At 70.4% G+C, this 26296-nt stretch carries 18 protein-coding genes and 2 pseudogenes; 6 read left to right on the forward strand and 14 right to left on the reverse strand.

From position 1 onward, the window contains the following. Positions 1–273 precede the first annotated feature (273 nt). From ACFYO0_RS43060 to ACFYO0_RS43070, 3 genes and pseudogenes are all read right to left on the reverse strand, one after another. Positions 274–1308 (reverse strand): Gfo/Idh/MocA family protein, encoded by a 1035-nt coding sequence (locus ACFYO0_RS43060; RefSeq protein WP_388687241.1) that lies wholly within the window; start codon positions 1306–1308, stop codon positions 274–276. 63 nt (positions 1309–1371) lie between these two features. Continuing rightward, a pseudogene (locus ACFYO0_RS43065) lies at positions 1372–2808 on the reverse strand (sugar porter family MFS transporter); the annotation flags it as partial. A gap of 8 nt (positions 2809–2816) precedes the next feature. Continuing rightward, complete coding sequence (locus ACFYO0_RS43070; RefSeq protein WP_388687207.1) at positions 2817–3770, reverse strand: TIM barrel protein; 954 nt, start codon at positions 3768–3770, stop codon at positions 2817–2819. A gap of 232 nt (positions 3771–4002) precedes the next feature. On the opposite strand from ACFYO0_RS43070, the gene ACFYO0_RS43075 reads away from it, so the two are divergent. Further along, complete coding sequence (locus ACFYO0_RS43075; protein ID WP_388687242.1) at positions 4003–5007, forward strand: LacI family DNA-binding transcriptional regulator; 1005 nt, start codon at positions 4003–4005, stop codon at positions 5005–5007. 269 nt (positions 5008–5276) lie between these two features. Here ACFYO0_RS43075 and ACFYO0_RS43080 read toward each other — a convergent pair whose 3' ends face one another. Further along, the gene (locus ACFYO0_RS43080; protein ID WP_388687208.1) at positions 5277–6467 is read right to left on the reverse strand and encodes an MFS transporter; all 1191 of its coding nucleotides are present in this window, start codon (positions 6465–6467) and stop codon (positions 5277–5279) included. A gap of 396 nt (positions 6468–6863) precedes the next feature. Between ACFYO0_RS43080 and ACFYO0_RS43085 the strand changes: the two genes are divergently transcribed. The 3 genes from ACFYO0_RS43085 to ACFYO0_RS43095 all read left to right on the forward strand — a co-directional run bounded on the left by ACFYO0_RS43085 (position 6864) and on the right by ACFYO0_RS43095 (position 14185). Beyond that, on the forward strand, positions 6864–10043 hold the full coding sequence (locus ACFYO0_RS43085; protein ID WP_388687209.1) for a putative bifunctional diguanylate cyclase/phosphodiesterase: 3180 nt from the start codon (positions 6864–6866) through the stop codon (positions 10041–10043). A gap of 72 nt (positions 10044–10115) precedes the next feature. Continuing rightward, entirely contained in the window at positions 10116–13391 is a 3276-nt protein-coding gene (locus ACFYO0_RS43090; protein ID WP_388687211.1) for an amino acid adenylation domain-containing protein, read from the forward strand. After that, positions 13388–14185, forward strand: a complete 798-nt coding sequence (locus tag ACFYO0_RS43095) for a leucyl/phenylalanyl-tRNA--protein transferase (RefSeq protein WP_388687213.1) — start codon at positions 13388–13390, stop codon at positions 14183–14185. Before ACFYO0_RS43090 ends, ACFYO0_RS43095 begins: the two co-directional genes overlap by 4 nt. A 112-nt stretch (positions 14186–14297) precedes the next feature. On the opposite strand, the gene ACFYO0_RS43100 is transcribed toward ACFYO0_RS43095, so the two are convergent. Then, the gene (locus ACFYO0_RS43100) at positions 14298–15302 is read right to left on the reverse strand and encodes a sugar ABC transporter substrate-binding protein (RefSeq protein ID WP_388687215.1); all 1005 of its coding nucleotides are present in this window, start codon (positions 15300–15302) and stop codon (positions 14298–14300) included. A gap of 330 nt (positions 15303–15632) precedes the next feature. Here ACFYO0_RS43100 and ACFYO0_RS43105 point away from each other — a divergent pair, with 330 nt between their 5' ends. Continuing rightward, positions 15633–15794, forward strand: coding sequence for a hypothetical protein (locus ACFYO0_RS43105; protein WP_388687217.1), 162 nt, complete (start codon positions 15633–15635; stop codon positions 15792–15794). 70 nt (positions 15795–15864) lie between these two features. Here the strand turns inward: ACFYO0_RS43105 and ACFYO0_RS43110 are convergent, their stop codons facing one another. The 7 genes from ACFYO0_RS43110 to ACFYO0_RS43140 all read right to left on the reverse strand — a co-directional run bounded on the left by ACFYO0_RS43110 (position 15865) and on the right by ACFYO0_RS43140 (position 23086). Beyond that, a complete protein-coding gene (locus ACFYO0_RS43110; RefSeq protein WP_388687219.1) occupies positions 15865–16620 on the reverse strand; it encodes an SDR family NAD(P)-dependent oxidoreductase in 756 nt (251 codons plus the stop codon). Continuing rightward, positions 16617–17588, reverse strand: a complete 972-nt coding sequence (locus ACFYO0_RS43115; protein ID WP_388687220.1) for a fumarylacetoacetate hydrolase family protein — start codon at positions 17586–17588, stop codon at positions 16617–16619. Before ACFYO0_RS43115 ends, ACFYO0_RS43110 begins: the two co-directional genes overlap by 4 nt. Positions 17589–17712: 124 nt before the next feature. Further along, on the reverse strand, positions 17713–18651 hold the full coding sequence (locus ACFYO0_RS43120; RefSeq protein ID WP_388687221.1) for a VOC family protein: 939 nt from the start codon (positions 18649–18651) through the stop codon (positions 17713–17715). An 11-nt stretch (positions 18652–18662) separates the two neighbouring features. Continuing rightward, the gene (locus ACFYO0_RS43125) at positions 18663–19688 is read right to left on the reverse strand and encodes an amidohydrolase family protein (protein ID WP_388687223.1); all 1026 of its coding nucleotides are present in this window, start codon (positions 19686–19688) and stop codon (positions 18663–18665) included. Continuing rightward, entirely contained in the window at positions 19685–20851 is a 1167-nt protein-coding gene (locus ACFYO0_RS43130; RefSeq protein ID WP_388687224.1) for an FAD-dependent oxidoreductase, read from the reverse strand. Before ACFYO0_RS43130 ends, ACFYO0_RS43125 begins: the two co-directional genes overlap by 4 nt. A gap of 286 nt (positions 20852–21137) precedes the next feature. Further along, positions 21138–22109 (reverse strand): cyclase family protein, encoded by a 972-nt coding sequence (locus ACFYO0_RS43135; RefSeq protein WP_388687226.1) that lies wholly within the window; start codon positions 22107–22109, stop codon positions 21138–21140. After that, a complete protein-coding gene (locus ACFYO0_RS43140; RefSeq protein ID WP_388687228.1) occupies positions 22106–23086 on the reverse strand; it encodes a fumarylacetoacetate hydrolase family protein in 981 nt (326 codons plus the stop codon). The genes ACFYO0_RS43135 and ACFYO0_RS43140 overlap by 4 nt, the downstream gene beginning before the upstream one ends. A 121-nt stretch (positions 23087–23207) precedes the next feature. On the opposite strand from ACFYO0_RS43140, the gene ACFYO0_RS43145 reads away from it, so the two are divergent. Next, positions 23208–24173, forward strand: coding sequence for a LysR family transcriptional regulator (locus tag ACFYO0_RS43145; RefSeq protein WP_388687230.1), 966 nt, complete (start codon positions 23208–23210; stop codon positions 24171–24173). Between the two features lie 120 nt (positions 24174–24293). Here ACFYO0_RS43145 and ACFYO0_RS43150 read toward each other — a convergent pair whose 3' ends face one another. Both ACFYO0_RS43150 and ACFYO0_RS43155 read right to left on the reverse strand, forming a co-directional pair. Beyond that, positions 24294–25565 (reverse strand): MFS transporter, encoded by a 1272-nt coding sequence (locus ACFYO0_RS43150; protein ID WP_388687232.1) that lies wholly within the window; start codon positions 25563–25565, stop codon positions 24294–24296. A 268-nt stretch (positions 25566–25833) separates the two neighbouring features. Next, a pseudogene (locus ACFYO0_RS43155) lies at positions 25834–26175 on the reverse strand (Glu/Leu/Phe/Val dehydrogenase); the annotation flags it as partial. Positions 26176–26296: the final 121 nt, after the last annotated feature.

A 26296-nucleotide genomic window follows, 5' to 3' on the forward strand; every position in this document is an offset into this window, starting at 1 on the left:
GCGGCGCGTGGCGCCGCAGTGTCTCCGGTATGATGGTTCGGTCGTTCCGTGAGCCCTTGAAGGCACGAACCGGCCTGGCTGGGGAGACGGTTGTACGTGGCGTCGACCGGATCGATGTCGCCAGGACTTCCTGGCGTGGGGTCTTGTCACCGGTCCTGCACCGCATGGTGGTCCGGTCGTCATGCGGTGGATGCGACCTGTGACCGTCCTGTCGTAGGGGGCAGTCGGGAGCGTGACGAGGTGTGGACGGCTGAGCGCACAAGCTCGGTCGCTTCACGGCTGAGAAGGTGACGCGGCACCTCCGTAGAACGCGGGGCGGGGCTTCATGTCGGCGGAGACGACCGTGCCGTCGGACTCCAGGGAGCGGACGGCGGCGTCGGTGATGACGGTGGCGGCGTAGCCGTCCCAGGCGGAGGGGCCGGTGGGCTCGGCGCCCGCCGCGACCGAGGCGATCCACTCGCGGAACTCGGTGTCGAAGGCCTCCGCGAAGCGGACCTTCCAGTCCTGCGTGACGGCCGTGGCGTGCCGGGCCGCGGTGCGGATGCCCACGGCGGCCGGGTCGGGCAGCCGGACCAGGCCGTCCTCTGCGACGACCTCGCATTGGATGTCGTAGCCGTACTGGCAGTTGACGAAGACCTCGAGGTCGATACGCACTCCGCTCACGGTCTCGAAGATCATGATCTGCGGGTCCTTGAGGTTCTCGAACCGTTTGCTCGTGGCGCGTGGCGTGACCACCTGGGCGGAGACGATCTCGTCGTCGAGCAGCCAGCGCAGTACGTCGATCTCGTGGACCGCCGTGTCCTGCGCCGCCATCGCGGAGTGGTACGCGTCGGGGACCGTCGGGTTGCGGTGGGCGCAGTGCACCATCAGCGGGACGCCGAGGGAGCCGGCCGCGAGGACCTCCTTCATCTGGCGGTAGCCGGGGTCGAAACGGCGCATGAAGCCGACCTGGACCAGACGGCTGCCATGCGCCCGCTCGGCCTCGACGATCCGCAGACAGTCCTCCGCGGTCGTCGCGAGGGGCTTCTCGCAGAACACGGGCTTGCCGGCCGCGATGGCGTTCAGGACATGCTCGGCGTGGGTCGGGCCCCAGGAGGTGACGAGGACGGCGTCCACGTCGGGTGAGTTGATCAGCTCGGCGCCGCCCGGCAGTACGGCCGCGCCTACGGTGGCGGCGACCTCGGCGGCCCGGGCCGCGTCGAGGTCGGTCACCGCGGTGACGGTGGCCCCGGTGACCACCTCGGTGAGGCGCCGGATGTGGTCCTGGCCGATCATTCCGGCGCCGATGACACCTACACGTACGGTCATGGCCGTTCGTTCCCTTCGAAGGGCTTGCGGGGCCGGGAGTCCATCAGCGGCCCGCGGGGGGAGGGGGTCAGGAGAAGCGGGCCTTGAGATCCGCTCCAGCGTCTCGAGCGTGCGGCCCTTTGTCTCGGGGACGTAGCGCTTCACGAAGGCGAGCGAGAACAGGCCCGCCACCACGAAGAGGAAGAAGGTGTTGGAGATCCCGATCCCGTCGACCAGGGACGGGAAGACGAGACCGATCACGAAGTTGGTCAGCCACAGCACCACGGCCGCGACACCCATCCCGAAGCCGCGCATCCGCATCGGGAAGATCTCGGACAGCATCAGCCAGGTCACCGGCGAGATCGCGCCCTGCTGGAAGGCGAGGAAGGTGACGGTCATGGCGAGCACGGCGTACGCCCGGCCGTCACCGGAGGGCAGCGCCAGGGAGAAGATGCCGATCAGCAGCAGAGCGGCGGTCGTGCCCATCTGGCCGGCCATGAGCATCGGGCGGCGCGCCACACGGCCCAGCAGCCAGATGCCGACGAAGGTCGCCAGCACCGAGATCACGCCGTTGGCGATGTTCGCCGTGAGCGCGCTGTCCGCGGCGAAGCCGGCGTCGGTGAGGATCTGCGTGCCGTAGTACATGATCGTGTTCACGCCGGTGATCTGCTGCACGATCGCGATACCGAAGCCGACGAACATCAGCTTGCGCACCCACGGCGTGCTCTTCATGTCCTGCCAGCCGCCGAGCTTCTCCTGCTCGTCCTTCACGGCCAGCGAGGACACCTCGGCGAGCTCGGCCTCGGCCCGCTGCTGGGAGCGCACCTGCTTGAGGACCTCCAGGGCCTCGCCGAAGCGGCTCTTGGAGGCCAGCCAGCGCGGGCTCTCCGGCATCACCAGCATGCCGAACCACAGCACGACGGCGGGGATGGTCGCGATGACGAGCATCCAGCGCCAGACGCCGCCGGACTCATCGCCCACCCGGGCGATGATCGCGTTCGAGGTGAAGGCGAGCAACTGCCCACTGACGATCATGAGTTCGTTACGGGTGACCAGCGCGCCGCGCCGCTCGGCGGGCGAGACCTCCGCGAGATAGACCGGCACGGTCACCGACGCGCCACCGACCGCGAGACCGAGCACGAACCGGGCGACGACCATGATCGCCGTGTTCGGTGCGAGCGTGCAGCCGAGCGCGCCGACGAAGAACACCACGGCGAGAACAAGGATGGTGCGGCGCCGGCCGCGCCCGTCCGACAGCCGCCCGCCCGTGACGGCGCCGAGCGCGGCACCCAGGAGAAGCGAGCTGGTGACCATGCCCTCGGTGAACGGGGTCAGGCCGAGGTCCTCGGTCATGTACGGCAGGGCGCCGTTGATGACGCCGGTGTCGTAACCGAAGAGCAGTCCGCCGAAGGTGGCGATGAGCGTGATGACCCGCAGTCGGCGCTTGACCGTGGGCGAGGCGTCGTCCGGGACGGCGGTGGCGGGAATGGGGTCCTGGGACGTGTCCTTGCTGACGTCCATGGTCACCCCTACTTGTCGTCGAGGACGGGGCGCCGGGTACCGGCCAACCCGCAGCCGGCCAGGTACTCACGCGTACTGACCGCGATGGCCTGCGGCACCTCGGGTGCGCACGGGTACAGGTCCTGCTCGACGATGACGAACAACTCGGCGTCCAGCTCCGCCAGTTCGGCGACCACGTCGTCCGGCTCCGGCACACCCGCCGGAGGCGACACGCACACACCGCGCTTGACGGCCTCGCCGAAGGAGAGGTTCTCGGCGGCCACCCGGGCGAGGATCTCCGGGTCCATCTGCTTGATGTGGACGTAGCCGACGCGCTCCCCGAACCGGCGGATCAGGTCGAGGTTGTCCCCGCCGCCGTAGGCCACGTGCCCCGTGTCCAGGCAGAGGTTGGTGTAGCGGGAGTCGGACTCGTTCAGCAGGCGCTCGATCTCCGGCTGCGTCTGGATGTGGCTGTCCGCGTGCGGGTGGATGACGAGGCGTACGTCGTACTCGTCGAGGAGCAGCTTCCCGAGCCGGTCCGCGGCCCGGCCGAAGCCCGCCCACTGCTCGGCGGTCAGCTCGGGCGACTCGGTGAAGCCGCCGGTCTTCTCGTCGCGGTACATGGGCGGGATGAAGACGAGGTGGTGGGCGCCCGCGGCGGCGGTCAGTGCGGCCACCTGCCGGACATGGGCGAGCATGTCGCCCCAGGCCTCCGGACGGTGCAGCGCGCCGAACGCGGTGCCGCCGGAGACCCGGAGCCCCCGGGCGTCGAGCTCCGCTTTCAGCCGCTGCGGGTCCGTGGGGAGATAGCCGTACGGGCCCAGCTCCAGCCACTGGTAACCGGCCGCGGCCAACTCGTCGAGGAAGCGGGTGTACGGAACCTGGTGCTCGTCCTCGGGAAACCAGACGCCCCAGGAGTCGGGGGCCGAGCCGAGGCACAGGTTGCCGACGACGGTGCGAAGGGGGGACGGCGTCGTTGCCATAGTGCACGTCCTTTGAAGAGGGAACGGGTGGGGGTATGGAAAGGCTCGGGGGAGTTGTCAGCAGGAGGACTGGACTGACGCGCTCTACTAGCGCGCGCTAGTGCGAGTACGATGGCGCCTGTTCAAATGTCATGTCAATAGCTTGTTGCCGGGAGATTTCAGGACTGCCCGTATGGTGGGCGCGTCGAAGGGTGGTTCACAGGTGAGTGCGTCGGGCAAACAGCGGCCCACGATGGTGGACGTTGCCGCGAAGGCGGGCGTGTCCAGGGCGCTCGTCTCGATCATCTTCCGCGACCAGCCGGGGGCGAGCCAGGAGACCCGCGAGCGTGTACTGCGCGTCGCCGACGAGATCGGCTACCGCCCCGACAACGCGGCGCGGCTGCTGGCCCGTGGCCGCAGCCGCACGCTGGGCGTGATGTTCACCGTCCACCAGACCTTCCACGCCGACCTCGTCGAGGGCATCTATCCCGAGGCCGAGCGGCTCGGCTACGAGGTGTTGCTCTCCGCCACCGGCCAGGGGAGGGGCGAGGCGAAGGCCGTCGAGGCCTTGTTGAGTCATCGCTGCGAGGCGGTGATCCTGCTGGGCCCGGACACGGTGGCTGCGGACCTCGACGCCCTTGGGCACCGTACGGTCGCCGTCTCCGTCGGACGCCGGGTGCCCCAGACCCGCGTCGACAGCGTGCACACCGCCGAGGGCAAGGGCGTACGGCAGGCCATGGACCACCTCTACGAGCTGGGGCACCGCCGGATCGTGCACATCGACGGCGGCCGGGGTCCTGGTTCGGCCGAGCGGCGGCGGGCGTATCGGGCCGCGATGCGCCGTCACGGTCTGCACTCGGAGCTGCGGGTGATCCCCGGGGATCACACCGAGGAGTCCGGCATCGAGACCGGCCGCCTGCTGCTGGCGGAACGCGAGCGAGGGGAGCCGCTGCCGACGGCGGTCCTCGCCGGGAACGACCGGTGCGCGATGGGCCTCTTGATGGCTCTGACACGGGCCGGCGTCGAGGTCCCGCGGGACCTGTCCGTCGTCGGCTACGACGACAGCCACCTGTCCCACCTGATGCCGATCGGCCTGACCACCGTCCGCCAGGACTCGCTCCTGATGGCGGAGTACGCGGTCCGGTTCGCCGTGGAACGCCTGGAGGACGGGGAATTGGAGCCGCGCGAGGCTGTCCTGGACCCGAAACTGGTGGTGCGGGGAACGAGCGGTCCGGCCCCGGAACAGGGGCCGGCCTGAAGGCTCGGTGAGGGCCGAGGACCCGCGACCGCCTGGTCATTACCGTGTGTCCTTTCGGCGAACTTGGCGATGGCGTCGACGTTCTCCCGATGACGAAAGCCGGACCGGTCAGGACCACCCGCGACGCCGGACGCCGGCACTGTGGGCCTCTGAGGCGGGATCGTCGCCGCAAGGGCATGCAGCGGTCGGCCGATGCGTGCGTTGCGCTGGAAACCGCCCCTGCCGAAGAGGGTCCAGATGGAGTGCCGGCGTGGCGGGCCTGGCCGAGCTCACTGCGCGTCGGCGCGGGTCAGCCGTGGCAGGGCGAGGGAGACTGTCGAGGCGGCGAGCAGGGCCGCCGCGCACGACGCCCCGTAGCCCGCTGGGGCCCCGGCCGCGTCGACCACCCACCCCGACGTGGCGTAGCCCAGAGCCACCCCGACGGAGAGGCCTGAGACGATCCAGGTGATGCTCTCGGTGAGCTGAGAGACCGGCGCCAGGCGGCCCACCAGCCCCATCGTGGTGATCAAGGTCGGCGCGATGGCCATGCCCGCCACGAAGAGCATCCCCGCCAGTGCCGCGAGACTCGGCGCGAACAACAGCGGTGCCACTGTCACCGCCATCGCCCAGACGCTGACCAGCAATCCCCGTGTGATCGCCCCCCGGGGCCTGACCGCGCCGAACACCGCGCCCGCCAGGCCCGAGCCGAGCGCGTACACGCCCAGGAGCAGGCCCGAGAGCGCCTTGTGGTGGTGTGTGTCGGCGAACGCCACCGTCACGACCTCAACCGAACCGAAGGACGCGCCCACCGACGTCACCGTCAGCACCAACAGGCCGAGTCCCGGGATGCGCAGCGCAGAGCCCCCGGCGCGTTGCGGCCGGGGGCGCACCGGCGGTTCCGTGCGCCGCTGGGCGGCGAACAGCAGGACGCCGACGGCGAGCAGGACCGCGGCCGCCAGCGGACCTGCCTCGGCGAAGACGCTGGTCGACAGCGCGATCGCCAGGACTGGGCCGACGACGTAGACCACCTCCTCGAGCACCGTCTCCAGCGAGTACGCGGTGTGCAGCAGTCGCGGCGACTCCCGGTGGACCTCCGACCAGCGGGACCTGACGAGCGCGGCCATGCTGGGCATGCAGCCCGCTACCGCCGCCGCGACGTACAACGTCCATTCCGGGGCGCCATACCGGGCGCACAGCAGCAGCGCACAGATGGCGGCGACCGTCACGGCCATCGCGGGGAGGACGACCCGGCGCTGGCCGTGACGGTCGATCAGCCGGGAGATCTGCGGGGCGATCGCCGCGGTGGCGAGCGCCTGCGTGGCGGAGACCGAGCCGGCGAGCCAGTATTCACCGCCGAGTTGCGACAGCATGGTGATGATGCCGACACCGATCATCGACATCGGTAGGCGTGAAACGAAGCCCGCGGCGGAGAAGAGCAGACTGCCCGCGGGAGAGAAGATTCGGCGGTAATCGGAGAGCATGGACTCCACGCTCCGTCAGGAGCCGATCGTCGCTCGGCGGATCCGGTCCGGTTACCGCGTCCTCCGTGTACTCCATTTTCACGCATGGCGCGGTATGCCGCGACGTGACGCGGTATCTCTCCCTGCACGTGCGGGAAATGGCGAGCCGAGTTAGCTTGAAGGAGACACGTCGATTTCTCGGCGAGAGGGAGCCCGTATACCGGCGACCGTGTAAACGGCGACCGCGTATCGACCGCGTACAGAGGCGATCGGTTCAGAGGCGACCGGGGCCGAGCCCCGGGCCAGGAGAATTCTCCTCCTTCGTCAGCCCGATCCCACGGGCTTCTCCGCCGTCGCCCAGTGCCGTTCGCCCAGCTCGTCCGCCCGACAAGTGGCCCTCCAAGGAGGTTAGCTGGGATGAACGCGCGACTGCGAAGCCGGGCCGCGATGGCTGCGGTCAGCACATGCATCGTCGTGCTGACCGTGTTCTACTACATATTCCCGGAACAGCGGCTGATCTTCGTCGCCATTGGAGCCACCGGCGTCATCGGGATTACCCTGGGTATCCTTGTCAATCGCCCCGCGCATCCACTTCCCTGGTTGTTGCTCGCCGCGGGAAATCTCGCATTCGCCGCTGGCCAGGCCACCCAGATCGTCCTCATCGAGTTGCTCCACGATGAGATTCCGTTCCCATCGATCGCGGACGGCTTCTATCTCGCGGCGTATCCGCTCTATGCGGCCGGGTTGCTGGGCTTCGTGCACTGGCGCACGAGTTGGCGCGACCGCGCGAGCCTCGTCGACGCGCTGACGCTGACAGTCGGCCTGGCGCTGCTGTCGTGGCTCTTCCTCATCGATCCGTACGCCCGCCTCGAGGGTCTCACCTGGGTGCAGAAGGCGTTCTCCATCGCGTATCCGCTCGGCGACATCCTCGTACTGGCGATGCTGCTGCGCCTGCTCGTCGGCCGTGGCGGCAAGAGCCGCTCGCTCATGCTGCTCACCGCGGGCACCGTCGGACTGCTCACCGCCGACGTGGCTTACGGCCTGATTCAACTGAACGGGACCTGGCGCACGGGTACCGCGGTCGATCTCGGCTGGGCCGTCCTGTACGGCGCCTGGGCGGCCGCCGCGCTCGATCCGACCATGCGGTCGCTGACCCAGCCGGTGGAATGGCGCGCCGAGACCGGCACGGGCCGGCTGAGCCTGCTCACCCTGGCGTCGCTGATCGCGCCGACCATCCTCCTGACGGAGGCGGTGCGCGGCGTGAATTCCAACACCGGCGTCATCGGGGTGTTCTCCGCGGTGCTCTTCCTCCTCGTGCTCTACCGCCTGGCGGGCGTGGTGGCGACGCACCGGCGGGCGGTCGGCCGGGAGAAGGTGCTGCGCAACGCGGTGTCGTCGCTGGGCGGAGCGGGCGATCTGCGGGATGTGGCCGCCGCCGTCCACTCGGCGGTGACGGAGCTGATACCGCACGGCCCGCCTCATTCCGCGCTGCTCACCGTGCCCGACGACACGCTCTGGGTGAACGGGGCGAACGGCGGCGCACACGGGCCGCTGTCTGCGCCGATGACCGCAGCCGTACGGGAACTGATCGCGTCCGGCGAGAACCGTCTGGTGGCTGTCGACGGTGCGGGGCCCGATCTTGTCGCCCGCCTCACGGGCTCGGTGGAGGAGCCGACCCTGACCGGCCACGCGCTGGTCTGCCCGCTCATCTCACAGGATCACCCCTCTGGCGATTCGCTGATCGGGGCACTGATCGTGGCCGGGGACGAGCACGACCTGCTCGTGTTCCGCGACACGCTGGCGACTCTCGCTGCACAGGCGGCACTTGCCGTGGCGAGGGTCGCCCTGGCCGAGGAAGTCAACCGTCGCAACAGCGAGATGTACTTCCGCACACTGGTGCAGAACGCCTCCGACGTCATCCTGATCCTCGACGACGACGACCGGGTCCGTTACGCCAGCCCCTCCGCCGACCAGGTGCTGGGCATTCCGAACCTGGAGGGCGCCCAGCTCATCGATCTGGTGCCGCCGCAGGACAGTCGCGCGGTGGTCGAGACGCTCGGCCGGATACGGAGCCGCGAGTACCAGACCATGCGCGAGCACTGGCGCATGGTCCGCACCGACCGGTCGATCATCGAGGTCGAGGTGAGGTGGAGCGACCTGCGTGAGGAGGCCACCGTCGGCGGGGTGGTGCTCACCCTGCGGGACGTGACCGAACAGCGCAAGCTCGAACGCGAACTCACCCACCAGGCGTTCCACGACTCGCTCACCGGCCTGGCCAACCGCGTGCTCTTCCAGGAGCGGATCAACCACGCCCTGATGCAGGCTCAGCGCGAGGGCACGGTGGTCGGCGTGCTCTTCGTCGACGTGGACGACTTCAAGGTCGTCAACGACATACACGGCCACAGTGTGGGCGACGAACTCCTGGTCGCGCTGTCACTCCGGCTGCAGACCACCGTCCGTGCCTCCGACACCGCCGCGCGCATCGGTGGTGACGAGTTCGCACTACTGGTCGAGGGCTCCATCGCGCCTGAGGGAGTGGAGCGGTTCACGGAACACGTGATGACCGTGTTCGCCGAGCCGTTCCGGCTCAGTGTGGGGCCGGTGAGCACATACGCCAGCGTCGGCGTCGCGACGACGGAGGACAGCATCGACTCGGTCGAACTGCTGACACACGCCGATCTCGCCCTGTACGCGGCGAAGACGGCGGGCAAGCGCCAGTGGCGCCGCTATCACCCCGAGCTGCAGAGCGGCATGGCGGAGCGTGCCAAATTGCAGGAGGGCCTGGACAGTTCGTCGATCGAGACGTCGTTCATGGTGCTCTACCAGCCCATCGTGGAGCTGACCAGCGGGCGGATCGCCGGCTTCGAGGCACTCGTTCGCTGGCCCCACTCCACGCGCGGCATGGTGCTGCCGGAGCAGTTCATCACGCTGGCCGAGGAGAGCGGGCAGATCGTCCCGCTCGGTGCCTGGGTACTTGACCAGGCCGCGGCCGAGGCCGTCCGGTGGGAGGACTCCGTGCTGCGCCACGGGACGGCCGACCGCAACGCACCTTACGTCAGCGTGAACGTGTCGCCGCGTCAGTTCCGGGACGACGAATTCCACGACGTGGTCCGGCGCGCCCTGCAACTCTCCGGCATCGAACCGTCGTCTCTGGTACTGGAACTGACCGAGAGTGTGCTGATGTACAACGACGAGCGCATCCTGGCAGAGATGAGTTCGCTCACCGACCTCGGGATCCGCTTCGCGATTGACGATTTCGGAACGGGTTACTCGTCGCTCAGCTATCTGCGTGAGTTCCCGATCTCGATACTCAAGATCGACAAGTCGTTCGTCGACCAACTCGGGCGCTCGCCCGAGCAGTACGCCCTGGTCGAGGGCATCACGCATCTCGCGGACACACTCGGCCTCACGGTGATCGCCGAAGGAGTGGAGGACGTGAGACAGCAGGAGTTGCTGATCTCCATGGGCTGCCGACTCGGCCAGGGGTATCTCTTCGCCGAGCCGGTCAGCGCCGAGGAGGCGGAGCACCTCGTCCTCGCGCCGCCGCTCGGCCGCCTGGCCGGAAGGCCTGCGGCGCCCGCGGAAGGGAAAGGGTGATGGCGGCGGCCCTCTCCCGCGAAACGCGCCGGTCATGCTCCGCAGGACGCCGCGCGAGGCAGGAGCCCCAAGGTGACGGAACGTGACCACCCGCCGGTAGAGTCGGTTGCGCTGTGCGTCGTGCTGCGCAACGACGAGGAGCAGTACGCGATCTGGCCCGCCGATCGCCGGATTCCGGCCGGGTGGCATCGGATCGGCGGACCGGAGTCCGCCGGGTGGTGCGGGAGCATGGTCGACCGCCTGTGGACCGATATGCGGCCCGCGAGCGCCCGCGCCGGGCGGCGGCCCCCGGAAACCGGGCCGAGCACCGTGCCCGAGCTGGTCCGGGAGCGGGCACGGCGTGACCCGTCCGCCCTCGCGGTGCTCTCGGACGAGGGCCGGCTCAGCTACGCCGAGCTGACCGGCCGCGCCGACCGGCTTGCCCACCAGCTTCGGGAGTGGGGCGTCGACGCGGAGTCCGTCGTCACCGTGTGCCTCGACCGCGTGCCCGAGCTGGTCGTCGCGCTGCTGGCGGTGCTGAACTCCGGCGGCGCGTTCCTGCCCCTCGACCCGGCGATGCCGCGGCAACGAATGGCCGGACTGGTCTCGGAGACCGGTTCACGCCTCATCGTCTCGAGCCGCGAGCACGCTCCGATGTTCGCCGGGTGCGAGGCGAGGATCGTCCACGTCGGGGATCAGGCCGCGCAGGCGCTGTCGGAGGGGCCGCGGCCGGCACGGGGTCCGCGGCCGGACGACCTCGCCTACGTGCTCTACACCTCCGGATCCACGGGGCCTCCCAAGGGAGTGATGATCAGCCACCGGTCGCTGGCCCATTCCCTCACCACGGTGGCCCGGGCCTACGAACTGACGCCCGGTGACCGGGTGCTGCACGCCGCGGCGCTCGGCTTCGACACCTCACTGGAGCAGATCTTCGCCACGCTGATCAGCGGCGCGACACTCGTCCTCGCGGGAACGCATACGTGGGCGCCCACCGACCTGCTGCACCGCCTCCCGGAGCACGGGATCACCGTCGCCGACCTGACCCCCGCCTACTGGCATCGGATCGTCTCCGCCCCGGACCGCCACGAGAGCCTCGCATCGCTGAGGCTCGTCATCGTCGGCGGTGAGATCATCACGGCGAAGGACTGCCGCGCCATTCTGCACCGGATCCCCGGCGCGCGGCTCGTCAACGCCTACGGGCTCACCGAGACCACCATCACCTCCACGCTCTGCGACCTGAACGAGGAGGTGCTCGCCCTACCGGACACCGCCGTCGCCCCGATCGGCAGGCCCCTGGAGGGGAACCACGTTCACGTGCTCGACGCCGAACTGCGCCCGGTGCCGCCCGGCGAGCGCGGCGAGATCTACATCGGCGGTCCGGCGCTGGCGCGCGGTATCTGGCGGCAACCCGTCCTGACCGCACAGCAGTTCCTGCCCGACCCGCACGGCTTGGCGCCGGGGGACCGGATGTACCGCACCGGCGATCTGGGCCGCCGGCGCTCGGACGGCAACCTCGAAGTCCTGGGCCGGATCGACGACCAGATGAAGATCCGCGGGTTCCGGGTCGACCCGGCCGAGGTCGAGGCCGCGCTCGTCTCCCAACCGGAGATCGGCCAGGCGATGGTCGTGGCCCGAACGCGCGCAAGCGGCGACCGGGACCTCGTCGCGTACTTCACGCCGACCTCGCCGCCGGCCGGCGGCGAGGAGGTGCTGCGCGCACGGCTGCGGTCGGCACTCGCCGAGGTCCTGCCGGGCTACATGATCCCGGCAGCGTTCCACGCGGTGGAGCGGTTGCCTGTCACACCTGGCGGAAAGCTCGACCGCAGGGCTGTACTGGAACCCCGGACCGCGGCGACGACGGCCGGCCCGGACGACCGTCCGGTGCCGCAGGGGATGGCCCAGCTGTGGGGCCAGATCCTGGATGTGGACTACGTCCGTCCGCACGACGACTTCTTCGAGCTCGGCGGCAACTCGCTGCTGGCCATGGAAATGCTCGCCCGGACCCGCGTCGTATTCGGTATCGGCATCACACAGATCCGCGACCTGACCCGTTCACTGCTGCGGTACCCGACGCTCGCCGCGTTCGCCGAGTCCGTGCGCCAGGCACGTGCCGGTACGCTGGCCCACCCGGACGGCGGAAGCGTCGACTTCGCCGCCGAGACCGGTCGGCGCGTTCCGGCAGTGGGGCATGACGCGCCGGCTCCGGACCCCCGGCGCCCCGGCGACGTCCTCCTCACCGGGGCGACCGGGTTCTGCGGCGCGCACATGATCGACGAGCTGCTGCGCAGGACGACGGGACGGATCCTCTGCCTGGTCAGGGCCTCCGACGAGCAGCACGGCATGGAGCGGATCCGCGCGAGCCATCAGAGGCACGTCCTCAGCGATCTGTCCAGCGAGCGTGTCCAGCCGGTCGTGGGCGACCTGGGCAAGCCAGGACTGGGGCTGTCCCCAAGCCGGTTCGAGGAGCTGGGATCGACCATCGACGCCGTCTACCACTTCGGCGGCCAGGTCAACTTCATCTACCCGTACCACGAGTTGCGTGCGGCCAACGTCGACGGAACATACGAGATCATCCGCCTCGCCGCCGGCCGGGCCGTCCCCGTCCACTTCACCTCCAGCATGGCGGTGCTCGCTGGATTCGGGCCGGCCGGGGTGCACGAGGTGACGGAGAGCACGCCACTGGACTTCCCCGAATATCTGTCGGTGGGATACGTGGAGACCAAATGGGTCGCCGAGGCGCTGCTGAAGAAGGCGTCCGACGCGGGCCTGCCGGTGGCCGTCTACCGCCTCATGGACATCACGGGCCGCAGCGGAACCGGCGTGATGAACACCAGCAGCGAGCTGGCCGCCCTCTTCGACTTCATCGCACGGACCGGGCTGTGCCCCGACGTCCCGCTGCCGCTGGACTTCCTCCCCGCCGACCACCTCGCCCGCGCCATCGGACACATCTCCACCCGCCATCCCGCTCGCGGCGAGGTCTACCACCTCACCAACCCCCGTCCCACGCTGCTGAATTCGCTCGCCGAGCGGCTGCGCCGACGGGGTTACCCGGTCCGGGAGATCCCGTACGCCGAATGGATCGCCGCTCTGGTGAAGTACGCGGCCGGGCATCCCACCGACGCGATCACCCCGTTCGTCCCGCTCTTCGTCGACCGGTGCGCCCGCGCCGACATCACCGTGAGCGAGATGTACTTCCAGGGCGTCTTCCCGGAGTTCACCCGCGGCAACGCGGAACGGGCCCTGGTGGACGCCGGGATCGACGTTCCGCCGGTGGACGCGGAGATGATGGACCGCTACATCGACTTCCTCCAACAGGCCGACGACGTCAGGCCGGTGAAGAGCCAAGGGCAGGGAGCGGCACGGTGGTGAGCAGATGCCCCCGCTGGGAGGCGCTGGACGTGCTGGAAGCGGCGCCCGACGGTCCGGTGGCCTTCGGCACCGACCTCAGCCCCGCCGGCCTCCTGGCTGCGTACCGCGCCGGGGTCTATCCGTTCCCGGCATCTGACGAGTACACCCGCGCCCTCAACGAGGTGGTCTTCGCCGATCAGGTCCAGGAGGGGCGCATCCGGCTCGTGGGGGAGGAATCGGCCGATCCCTACGCCGTCTCCTGGTGGTCGCCCGACCCCAGGCCGGTGCTGCCCGTCTCGGCCACCCACCTCAGCCGGAGCCTCGCCCGGCGGCTGCGCAACCGGCTGCCGTGGTCGACCAGCCTGGACCGGCGGTTCGAACAGGTCGTCCGCGAATGCCGCGCCGGCCGCGTCCCTCTGTGGCTCACCGACGAACTGATCGCAAGCCTGGTCCGCCTGCACGATCTGGGTCATGCGCACAGCGTCGAGGTGTGGGAGGACGGCGAGGACGGTGATCTCATCGGCGGCGTCTTCGGCATCCAGGTCGGATCGGTCTTCAGCATGGACTCGATGTTCTTCCACCGTCCCGGTGCCTCGAAGGTCGCGGTGACCGACCTCGCGGCGCGCTTCGCCCAGGCCGGCGGCGTGCTGCTCGACGCGCAGCGGGACAGCCCGCACGTCCACGACCTGGGCGGCATTCTCGTACCGCGAGAGCAGTACGTGCGTCACCTGCGCCGCAGCCTGCGCAACGGCCTCCCGATGCCCACCGCCCTCTTGCCCGCCCGCCGCCTTGCCCAGCCGACGGGAGCGCGCTGACCGCGTTCGTCGCGCTGTTCTGCATGCGGCCGGGGGAACGAGCGGGCCGGCCCCGGAGCAGGGGCCGGCCTGAAGGCTCGGTGAGGGCCGAGGACCCGCGACCGCCTGGTCGTTACCGTGTGCCCTTGTCGGCGAACTTGGCGATGGCGTCGACGTTCTCCTCGGTGACGAAGGCCGGACCGGTCAGGACCGGTGCGGTGCCGCCGCCGCTGAAGTTCCCGTTGTTCTTGTAGAGCCAGAGGCCGTCCACGGCGAGGTAGCCCTGCAGGTAGGGCTGCTGGTCGACGGCGAATTGGACGTTGCCCTCCTTGACGGCGTTCACCAGGTCCTTGTTGAGGTCGAAGGTGGCGACCTCGGCCTTGCTGCCCGCGTCGGCGACGGACTGGACGGCGGTCAGCGCGAACGGGGCGCCGAGCGTGACGACCTCGTCGATGGACGAGTCCTGCTTGAGCTTGGCGGTGATCGTCGACTTCACGGACGGCATGTCGGCGCCGTTGACGTAGAGGTTCTCGGTCTTGCCCTCGAACGCCTTCTTCAGGCCCGCGCAGCGAGCTTCCAGGGCGACGTGGCCCTGTTCCTGGACCACGCAGACGGCGTTCTTGGCGCCGATCTCGTTGAGGCGCTCGCCGAAGGCCTGGCCTGCGATGTTCTCGTCCTGGCCGAAGTATTCGAGCATGCCGAGGTCTTTCCAGTCGTCCAGGCCGGAGTTGAAGCCGACGACCGGGATACCGGCCGCCTTGGCCTTGGCCACGACGTCCTTCATGGCGTCCGGCTTGGCCGCGGTGAGCGCGATGCCGTCGACCTTCTGGTCGATCGCGTTCTGCACCAGGTTCGCCTGGTCGGCGGCGTTGGGGTTGCTGGAGTAGACGAGCCTGACGTTGTCCTTCTCGGCGGCAGCCTGGGCACCCTTGCGGATCAGGTCCCAGAAGGTGTCGCCGGGGGCCGCGTGGGTGATCATGGCGACGGTCATACGGGGCGTGCTCGCCTTGCCCGCCGCGGCTTCCGCACCGCCTTCCTCCGACTCCTTGCCACCGGAGCTGCTGGAGCAGCCGGCGGCGAGCAGGGTGCCTGCGAGGACGGTGGCGGCGAGAGCCGCGGTTCGGTGGTGTCTGTGCATGTCCCTTGCACCTCACTGTGCGGTCGGGGTGGATACGGGGAGAGGGTGGCTCGAAGTTCTTCAGGAACCCAGGAGTGGAGGACGCCCGGCCCAGGAGGCGGGTGTGCCGTGGGAGGGGGCTCGGGAGGCGGCGGGACCGTTGTCGCTTGTCCGCGGCGGTCTCATGGGTAGGACCACCCCGCCTTCCGTGACTAGAGCGCATCATTAGCGCGCTCTAGTGCTAGGTAACTATGGGGCTGACCCCTGGTGCTGTCAACAGGTTTGTCCGGATGTCCCGACAGGGGATGACGGGGAGGATTCCCGCGGGGGTCGAAGGACCCCGAAGCGCTGATGCGATGGCTGGTGCCGACCGTCGTCGCGGTGTCCTTCGTGCCCGCCTTCCTGCTCTTCGGTGAAGGCGGAGCGGCCGGCGTCGTGGCGTTGCTGCTGATGCACGTCGTGGTCGCGGTGGTCGCGGTGTTCGCCCACCGCACGGTGATGCCCTTGTCGTAAGAGCACGCGAAACGCGTCGGGCGGGCAGGGGCTGTGGTCCCTGCCCGCCCGACGCGTGGCTTGCTGCCGTTCAGGTGTCCTGCTGACGCAGGGCGTCCGAGATCGACTTGGCGCCGCCGTGTGCGGTGAGGCCGCCGTCGACGGGGATCTCGGCGCCGGTGATGAAGGCGGAGTCGTCGGAGAGGAGGAAGGTGACGAGCGGGGTGATGTCGTCGACGGTCCCGGTGCGGCCGAGCGGCGTCTCGCGCAGATTCGCGTCGCGGAACGCGGGCGCCGCGGAGGCGGTCATCGCGGTCTCGATGAAGCCGGGGTGGATGGTGTTGACGCGGATGCCGCGGGGCCCCAGTTCCATGGCGGCGGTCTTCGACAGGCCGCGCAGCGCCCATTTGCTGGAGGTGTATGCGACCGGATAGTGGGCGGTCAGTGCCGCCGACGAACCGACGTTCACGATCGACGCGCCCACGCCCATCAGCGGTACCAGGTGCTGGATGCCCAGGAGCGGGCCGGTGACGTTGACCGCGTGGACCCGGGCCATGTCCTCGGGGCGTACCTCGTCGATCCGGGCGCGCCAGGTGACGCCCGCGTTGTTGACCAGGCCGTGCACCTGCCCGTACGACTCCTTGAGCTCGGCGGCGAGATCCGCCCAGTCCTTCTCGCTGGTGACATCGAGGACACGACAGCCGGGCGCCTCGGCCACGTCGGTGGCGATCACCCGGGCGCCCTCGAGGGCCAGTGCCTCGGCCTCCGCGGCGCCCTGCCCGCCGGCCGCGCCCGTGACCACGACGACCTTGCCGAGGAGCCGCAAAGAACGGAAGCCGGAGGTCACGGCCGTTCCCGGGGACGTCGCCGGGCGAGCGGAACAGGCACCGGCTCCGGACCGGTCACCACGGTGTTGGAGACCGAGCCGAGGCCCTCGACGGTGAGCGTGACCGTGTCGCCCGGCTTCAGCGGCGGCGGTTCCTGCTTGCCTCGTACGCCCCAAAGTTCGGCGAGGCAGCCGCCGTTGCCGCAGGTGCCGGAACCGAGGACGTCGCCGGGGCGGACGACCGTACCGCGTGAGGCGTAGGCGACCATCTCCTCGAAGGTCCAGCTCATGTTGGACAGCAGGTCCCTGCCCACGACCTCCCCGTTGACCTCCGCCGTCAGCGCCAGGCGCAGGAAGCCGTCCGCGTCCCGGTACTGCTCCAGCTCGTCGGCGGTGACCAGGTACGGGCCCAGCGTGGTGGCGGTGTCCTTGCCCTTGCAGGGGCCGAGGCCGACCTTCATCTCGGCGGACTGCAGGTCACGCGCCGTCCAGTCGTTGAAGACGGTGTAGCCGACGATGTGGTCGCGGGCCTGCTCGGGGGTGAGGGCGCGGCCCTCCTTGCCGATCACGGCGGCGACCTCGAGCTCGAAGTCGAGCAGGCTCGACCCCGGGGGCACGGGGATGTCGTCGTGCGGGCCGTACACCGCGTAGGGGTTGGTGAAGTAGAAGGTCGGCGCCGCGTACCACCGCTCCGGCACCCCGGCGGCCCCGTCCACGGAGCGCCGTACGCCCTCGACGTGTTCCTCGAAGGTGACGAAGTCCCGCACGGTGGGCGGCTGGAGCGGCGGCAGCAGCCGCACTTCGGAGACATGGGGACCGGCCTGGGCGTCGAGCATCCTGGTGCCCGCGTCGAGCAGTTCCGGCATGCTGCCCGCCTCGGTGAGCAGTCCGGTCAGGGAGTGGACACCGGACAGGGGGCGGAGTGTGCCGTCCTTGTCGACGACGGCCACATGGTGTTGGTCGCGGTGTTCGTAAGTGGCGAAGCGCATGGGAGGGGGTCCAGTCGGCGTGGGGCGGGCAGGCACGGAGGAGCCGGGGAGCGCGGAGTGCAGTCACGGCAGGACAGCGGATCACCGCGCCCCCGGTGGCTGGAGGACCTTGCAGGCCGGGCGGTCAGACCGGCGGCGCGACGAACACGCCGCGGTCGACGTCGTTGAACGACTCCTTGACGATGAGTTCGTTCATCGGGTTCGCGGTGCCCCACTGGTCGGTGACCTCGGGCTGGGAGAAGTCGTAGACGTGGGGGTGCCAGGTGTCCTCGTCCAGTTCCTCCAGCTCGGTGGTGTACTCGACGGTGTTGCCGTGCGGGTCGAGGAAGTACGTGAAGGTGTTGTCGCCCGCCATGTGCCGGCCCGGGCCCCAGAGCTTGCGGGCGCCGGAGCGCATCACACGGCCCGAGCCGCGCATGTACTCGTCCAGGCCGCGCATCTCGAAGGAGACGTGGTGCAGGGAGGTGTGCGGGCCCTTGGCGATGGCCATCGAGTGGTGCTGGTTGCTGATCCGCATGAAGTGCATGACCTCGCCCATGTGCGGCGAGCCCAGCGTGTCGGAGAGACGGAAGCCGAGGTGCCGCTCGTACCACTCACGGGTCTTGTTCAGGTCGGGGGAGTTGAGCACCACGTGCGAGAGACGGACCGGGATCGCCTCCTTCTCCTCGATACGGCGGTGCTGCCTGGCCTCGACGTCGGCGGAGACCTCGATGGTGCGACCGTCGACGTCGAAGAAGCGGAAGGCGTAACCGCCGCCGGGAGTGTCCACCTTTCCCGGCTGGGAGATCAACTGCACGCCCTGGGAAAGGAGTTGATCGGCCAGCGTGTCGACGTCGGCCGGGCTGCCCGCCCCGTAGGAGACCAGGTCGAGGCGCTTCTCGTCGGCCTTGCGGAGCCGTACGACGTATTGTTCGGGGCTGCCCTCGGCGGCGAGGAAGGAGATCCCGGAGTCCTCGGAGACCTTGGTCAGGCCCCAGACGCCGGAGTAGAAGTCGAGTTGCTTGTCGTAGTCGGGCACGGCGAGGTCGACGTGCCGCAGGTGGGTGAGCAGGCGGTTGCTCATGGGGGTCCTCCTCAGGCGAGGTTGAGCAGTGCGGCGGCGTTTTCGCCGCGGATGGCGTTGAAGTCGGGGTCGGGCAGGTCGGCGGCGCGCAACGCGCCCAGCGGGTCGTCGGTGCCCATGTCGAAGGGGAAGTCGGAGCCGAGCAGGACCCGGTCCGGGCCTGCGGCGCGTATCAACTCCCGCAGTACGTACGGGTCGTGGACGAGGGAGTCGAAGTACAGCCGCTTCAGGTAGCTGCTCGGCTCCCGGGCGCAGTCCCGGGCGTCGGGGCGGGTCTTCCAGGCGTGGTCGGAGCGGCCGATGTGGGTGGGCAGGTAGCCGCCGCCGTGCGCCGCGATCAGCTTCAGGCCCGGATGGCGGTCAAGTACGCCGGAGAAGATCAGGTGCGAGAGCGCTACCGCGTTCTCGGTGGGCTGGCCGACCGTGTTGGACAGGTACCACTGGTCAAGGCGCTCGTCGAGCGTGCAGCCGAACGGGTGCAGGAAGATCAGGGCGCCGGTCTCCTCCGCGCGGGCCCAGAAGGGTGTGAGGCGAGGGTCGGAGAGTTCCACCGCTCGTGTCCCGCCCGGCCCTGGCGCGTGCGAGGACAGTTCCACGCCCCTCAGGCCCTGGTCCAGTGCGTGGTCGAGCAGGGAGACGGCGAGGCCGGGGTGTTGGAGGGGGACCAGCCCGAGGCCGTAAAGCCGGTCGGGGGCCTTGGCGCAGTGTGCTGCGGTCCCCTCGTTGGCCAGCCGGCAGACCTGCTCGGCCGGCCGGGGCTCGGCCCAGTAGTGGTAGTGCGACGGTGAGGGGCTCACCAGCTGCACGTCCACGCCGGCCGCGTCCATGGCCGCGAGGCGCACGGTGACGTCCGTCAGCTTCGGCACGCGCGCGCCGACCATGGGACCGTTCACGGCCAGGGCCGCCGACCCGTTGCGGCGGGCGTCGAGGTTGCGGGCCTCGGCGAGGCCGGGGTGACCGGCGACGGCCTCCTCGACCTCCGGGAGCAGGAGGTGGGCGTGGACGTCGATCGTCGGTGTCGGCAGGGGATCGGTCACGGGAGTTCCTTGAGTGCGTTCATGGTGCGGCCCACCAGTCCGGGCACGTCCGCGTCGCGCACCCCGTCGAGCAGCCACTGGCCGAGCTGGACGGAGGCGTCGACGACCATGCGTACGCGGGGCAGACGCCGTGCGTGGTAGTCGGTGAAGAGCCGGTCGTCCCAGTCGCTTCGGGTGGTGAGCAACTCGGTGAGGACGGAGGCGTCCTCCAGCGACATCGCCGCGCCCTGGGCGAAGGTCGGCGGACAGCAGTGGGCGGCGTCCCCGACCAGCACGACCCGGCCGCGGTGCCACGGGCCCTCCACGAGGTGGCGGTGGAACCAGGTGTAGTTGACCTTGGCCGGGTCGTCGATGTGTTTCGTGATCTCGGGCCAGAAACCGCCGTAGGCCTGGGCGAGCCGCCGCATCTCGTCCGCGTACGTGGCCGGGTCGATGGAGGCCCGGTCGCGGCCGGCCTCGACGACGTACGCGTAGATGGTCTTCTCGCTGGTGGGGCAGTAGCCCGCGATGTAGGCCGGGCCGCCGTACGCCAGGTCCGTGCGGTCAATGCCCTCGGGCCGTGGGGCCGCGATGCGCCAGATCGCCATGCCGGTGGGCTCGGGTCTGTCGGTGATGCCGACCGCGGCGCGGGTGGCGGAGTTCAGGCCGTCCGCGGCGATCACCAGGTCGTAGCGGCCCTCGGTGCCGTCACTGAAGCGGACCGAGACGCCGTCGGCGTCCTGCTCCAGGGTGTCGACGGTGGTGCCCAGGCGGACGGTGGCGCCCGAGGCGCGGACCGCGTCGATGAGGATCTGCTGGAGCCGCGGGCGCTGCATGCCGAGGGTGGCGGGCAGGTCGTCGCCGCCGGTCTGGAGGTCCTCGGCCACGAAGAGGACGGTGCCGTCGGGGGCGGCCACGCCCAGCGAGCCGAAGGCGAATCCCGAGGCGCTCACCTGCTCCCACACGCCCAGTTCGCGCAGGACGCGCAGGGCGTTGCCCTGGAGGGTGATACCGGAGCCGGTGGTGGCGTTCCAGTCGGGCCTGGCCTCGATCAGGTCCACGCTGACACCGGCACGGCGCAGCAGGATGGTGGCGGCGTTGCCGGAGGCGCCCCCGCCGATGACGAGGACGGTGGGGCTCCCCCCGCTCGAGCGAGGTCGAGAGTGGGTGAGGGTGTCAGCCATGTCGGGGAACCTCCCGGGGTTGGGCCGCGCGGCTTCGGGCGGCGGTGTGCGGCTCGCCCGCTGGGAGCGCGGGCCAGGGGTGGGGACGGGATGCGAGGTGGGGACGGTGTGCGGGGCCGGATGCGCCGCTGCTGTCAGGGGAGAATGGCGGCGCATCCGGCGGGTGAGCGGGTCGGCGCCGATGGCCGGCGGCCGAGCGGGTCGGCGGCCGGGTGCCGGGGCGGTCGGCGAGCGCCGGGTCGGCGGCCGGGCGCTGGGTGGCTGAGCGGGTCGTCGGCCGGGCGGGTTACTTGACGGCGATGGGGTTGACCGGGGAGCCGACGGCTCCGGTGATGGGCAGCGGTGCGGCGGTCAGCCAGAACTCGTACACGCCGTCGGCCGCGCAGTCCTCGGCGAGGGCGTCCAGGTCCCACATCTCGCCGATCAGCAGGCCCATGTTGGGGATGACGACCTGGTGCAGCGGCTGGAAGGCGTTGTCGAACTCGTTCGGCCGTACCTCGAAGCCCCAGGTGTCGGTGGCGATCCCGGCGATCTCGGTACGGTGCAGCCAGCCGGCGGTGGTGAACGACAGACCGGGCGCGGGGCCGCCAGCGTAGTCGCCCCAGCCGTCACGCCGGGCGCGGGCGAGGCGCCCGGTGCGGACGAGGACGATGTCGCCGCGTCCGACGCTCACGCCGTGGGCCTCGGCGGTCTCGGTCAGGTGTTCCGTGGTGATCGCGAAACCGTCGGGCAGTTCCGGCGTGCCGTCGTCGTCACCGATGACCCGGGCCACGTCCAGCAGTACGCCGCGGCCGGCGACGTACGGGGCCATGTGCTCGATCCCGGTGACCAGGTCGCCGGCGGAGGTGACGACCTTCTCGGCGTCACGTCCGTTCCAGGCCTTGCCGTGATCGAAGATGTGGCCGAGGCCGTCCCACTGGGTGGAGCACTGCAGCGGCATCGCGATCACGTCGTCCGCGCCGCCGATACCGTGCGGGAAGCCCTGGTTGCCCAGCACCGCGTCGGTGCCGGTGTCGAGCATGGTGTGCACCGGGTTGGTCCGCCGGCGCCAGCCCTTCTGCGGGCCGTCCATGTCGAACCGCTGCGAGAGGGAGAAGCTCACGCCCCGGCGCACCAGTGCCGCGCCTTCGCGCCGCTTGGCCTCGTCGAGGAAGTTCAGCGTGCCGAGCACGTCGTCCTCGCCCCAACGTCCCCAGTTGGAGTACGCCTTGGCGGCCTCGGCGATCGCACCCTCCGGGTCGTGGCGGTCCAGACTCATGACTTCTCCTCCACACAGCGGGTGCGCTGCGTACCCAGCCCGGTGATGGACCCCTCCATGACGTCACCGTCGCGCAGCAGCCGCCCCCAGTGGATGCCGTTGCCGGCCGGGCTTCCGGTCAGCACCAGGTCGCCGGGCAGGAGCCTGGAGGTCTGCGAGATGTACGACACCAGCCGCGCGACGCCGAAGAGCATGTCCTTGGTGGACTCGTCCTGCATGGTCTCGCCGTTCAGCTTCAGCGTCACCCGCAGGTCACCCGGGTCGGAGACGGACTCGGCGGGCACGATCCAGGGCCCGAGCGGGGTGAAGCCGGGGGCGTTCTTGCAGCGCAGCCAGTCGGTGCCGATCGCGGGCATGTCCCGCCGGAAGACGGTCGCGCGGTCGGTGAGGTCGTTGGCGATCGTGTAGCCGGCGACGTACTCCAGGGCCTCCTCGACGGAGACCCGGTAGGCGGACTTGGCGATGACCGCCGCCAGCTCCAGCTCCCAGTCCGGCTTCTTCGCCCAGGAAGGGAGTGCGACGTCGTCGTACGGGCCCGCGATGGTGCTGGGCAGCCCGATGAACACGTACGGCAGGTCCTCGGCGGCCCGGCGGTCCATGACCGCGGCGATCTCCGCGCGGGCCTCCTCCACGGTGCGCGGGTCGTCGGGGGAGCGGTGGGCGACCTCCAGGTCGATCACGTGCTGGCGGTAGTTGGCGCCGGACTGGAAGATCTGGCGGGGCTCCAGCGGGGCGTGCACGTGCAGGCCGTCCAGCCGCCGCCAGTCCAGGGCGTCGTCGTCCGCCAGGGCGTACAGGACGGGGAGGGTCTCCTCCCAGCGTTCCAGTACGGCACGCACGCCGGACGGTGCCCAGTCCAGGGCTTTGCCCAGATCGAGCACCCGCTCCTTGGCCAGGAGACCGGGAAACGGCTCCCCGTCCGGAACCGAGACCGTGCCGAGCGCAATCGGGCCGGCAGGTTGCACGAGCGTTGCCATCAGATTTCCTCCTGCTGGGTTGCGGTCTACTGTGGCCGCGATCGGCGGATCACGGAAATCGCTCCTATGGATGCGCCGAATCCATGACATGGATGGCTCTTGCTCGCCCAGGTGGTGCCCGATGAACCTGTCCCGACTCGACCTCAATCTGGTCCTCGCCCTGCGTGCGCTGCTGGAGGAGCGCAATGTGACCCGGGCCGGCGAGCGCGTCGGGCTGAGCCAGCCCGCCATGAGCGCGGCGCTGTCCCGGCTGCGCCGCCATTTCGACGACGAATTGCTCGCCCGCACCGGCAACAGCTACGAGCTGACACCGCTCGGTGTCGCCCTGCGCGACCGCAGCGCCACCGCGTGCGACCTGCTGGAGCGTGTCTTCTCCAGCCAGGCCGACTTCGACCCCGCCGCCGAGACCCGCGAGTTCACCCTGCTCGCCGCCGACTACGGCGCTGCCGTGTTCGGTGCCGCTCTCGCCCGCGCCCTGCACCAGGAGGCGCCCGGCCTCCGGCTCACCTTCCAGCACCCGGCGCCCTCCGTCACGGAGAACACCGCAGCCCTGCTGAGCACCGTCGACGGACTCCTGATGCCGCACGGCGTCATCGACGGCTTTCCCTGCGTCGACCTCCATCAGGACCGCTGGCTGTGCATGATCGCCGACGACCATCCCGAGATCGGCCACGAACTCACCCTCGACGAGCTGGCCCGCCTGCCCTGGGCCGTCTACCAGCGCCCCTACGACGCCCCGGCCGCCCGCCAGCTCAGCATGCTCGGCATCAGCCCCCGGGTGGAGGTGTCCGTGCCGACCTTCCAGCTGCTGCCCCACATGGTCGAGGGCACCCGCCGGATCGCGATGATCCAGGAGCGTCTGGCGCGCCGGGCGGTCCGTTCCGCCGCGGTGCGGGTCCTGCCCTGCCCGTTCGAGGCCGTGCCGGTGCAGGAGGCGATGTGGTGGCACCCGGTGCACACCCAGGACGCCGCCCACATCTGGCTGCGGCAGAAGGCCGCGGAGGTGGGCGCGACGCTGACGAGCCACGGCACGGCGGAGGCACCGTCCGCCGGACAGGGCGCCGGACCGACGCCGGGCCGGCTCTGATCACGGCCCGGGACCGACGCGCCCCGTCCCCACGGGAGGCCGTGGGGACGGGTTCCGCGGCGTGCGGCCGGTCCGCTGCCGCGTTGGCAGCGTCTGCAGCGTCTGTCGCGTCCGCTGTGTTCAGGCCGCCTGCTCCGGCAGCGGCTGGGGGGCGACGGCGTCCGCACGGCGGCGAGCCGCCGACAGTCCCGCCGCGACGAGGGCCGCGGCCAGCCCCAGCATGCCCACCGCACCGGCGAGAGAGCCGACCGCCGACTCCAGGGCGAGCAGCACCAGCGGGCAGACGAACGCACCGCCGAAGAAGGCCGACGTCCACAGCCCCGTGCCCCGGCCGCGGTCCTCGAACGCCAGCCGGGACATGGCACTCGTGAGGAGGGCGGGCAGCAGCATGCCCGTACCCAGACAGTTGACCACCGCCCCGACGACCAGCAGCGGGGCGCTGCCGGCGAGGAACATCACCCCGAAACCGGCGCCACAGACCGCGAAGACCGCGGGCAGCATCGGGTCCGGGGAGCGCTTCAGCCGGGCGAAGATCACCGCTCCGGCCACGGTGGCGGCACTCGCGATCGCCGTGGCCAGACCGATGACGCCGGGGTCCTCCACACCGAGGTCGTCGAGCAGGTACGCCATCTCCACCGGGACCGTGTAGAAGACCATCGCTCCGAAGAAGGTGAGGGCGCAGATCCCCGCCAGCGGCCGCCAGGGGAACGGACGGCCGGTCATGGCCACGGCCGGGGCCTCGTGGGTGGCCGCGCGGGCCGCCGGGTTGGGCAGAGCGGCGGCCATCAGCGGGGCGATCACCAGGGCCACGGCGTAGATCCAGAAGGGCACGCGCCAGCCCGCCGCGCCGACGGCGCCGCCGACCACGAAGAAGGCGGTGGCCGACGCGGAGGTACACACGGCCTGCAGCGCCAGGTACTTCACCCGCTGCCGGCCGCTGTAGTAGTCGCCGATCAGTGTGGTGCAGCAGGTCATGATGGCGGCCTCGGCGACACCGACCAGGGCGCGGCTGGCGATGATCGCGCCCAGCGAGTCCAGCCAGAGCGGCGCCGTTCCGAACACGGCGTACAGGACGGTCGCCACGATCAGCAGGCGCTTGCGGCCGAGCCGGTCCACGATCACCCCGGCGAAGGGTGCCAGCAGTGCCAGCGACAGCGCCGGAACCGTCAGCGCGAGGGGCACCAACGCCTTCGCCCCAGGCGTCGAGGCGAAGTGGTCCTGCATCCTCGGCAGCACCGGGGCGATCAGCACCGCACCCAGGACCGGCAGACAGCTGCCCGCCATCAGCAAGGTCAGGCGCACCACATGAGCGGGGCCCGACACGGCGACGGGTGACGGAGCACCGTCGTCGACCGCGGCGGAGGGCGGGGTCGGGGACACGGAACCGGGCATGGCGACTCCAGGGGACGGCGTACGAGGGCGGGCATGCCGTCATGGGCGCCGACGACGGCGCACGGCATGCGGGGGAAGGCCACACACCCGGTGCTGGTCCGGACAGCGGCGTGCGGTGGGCACGACTATGGGCTGTACGGAACCCCACCGCCATCCTCCGCGCGATCGGAATCCCGTATCCGGGTCATCCAGGCCATGGATGAGGCCGCCATGGATGAGGCCGCCATGAAGGAGACCTCCGCCTCCCTCCCACCCCGTGAAGGGACCCTCAGGAACGAAGCCGCCCCTTGCTCCGCATAGCGGCGCGCACGCGTTCCTCTGTCAGCCCGCGCCCCGCGATGTGCGGCGTGGTGGCACGGCGCCCGGCTTCTTCGAGGACGGTGACGGCGTTGGCGCGCAGCCGCTTGGAGATCGTCTCGAAGATGGTGGGCGTCTCGGGACGGAATCCGGAGTAGCGGGCGTCCATGGCGAAGGCGGCGGCCACGACGCCTCCGGCGTTGGCGACGAAGTCGGGCAGGACGGCGATTCCACGTTCGGCGAGGACGGCCTGGGCCTGCCCGGAGGTGGGGAGGTTGGCGCCCTCCACCACCAGCTTGGCCTTGATCTGGTGGGCGGCCTTCTCGTCGTGAGAAGCGACCTACTGAGGTCTTCGGATTGTTGTCGGTCGGTGGGTGAGCGTGAGTCCGGTGCCGGTGAGGCAGCCATCGATCAGGTCGGGGCGGAACTGAATG

It is taken from the genome of Streptomyces sp. NPDC006365, from assembly GCF_042870755.1.
In the GTDB taxonomy this organism is placed as follows: Bacteria; Actinomycetota; Actinomycetes; order Streptomycetales; family Streptomycetaceae; genus Streptomyces; species Streptomyces xiangluensis.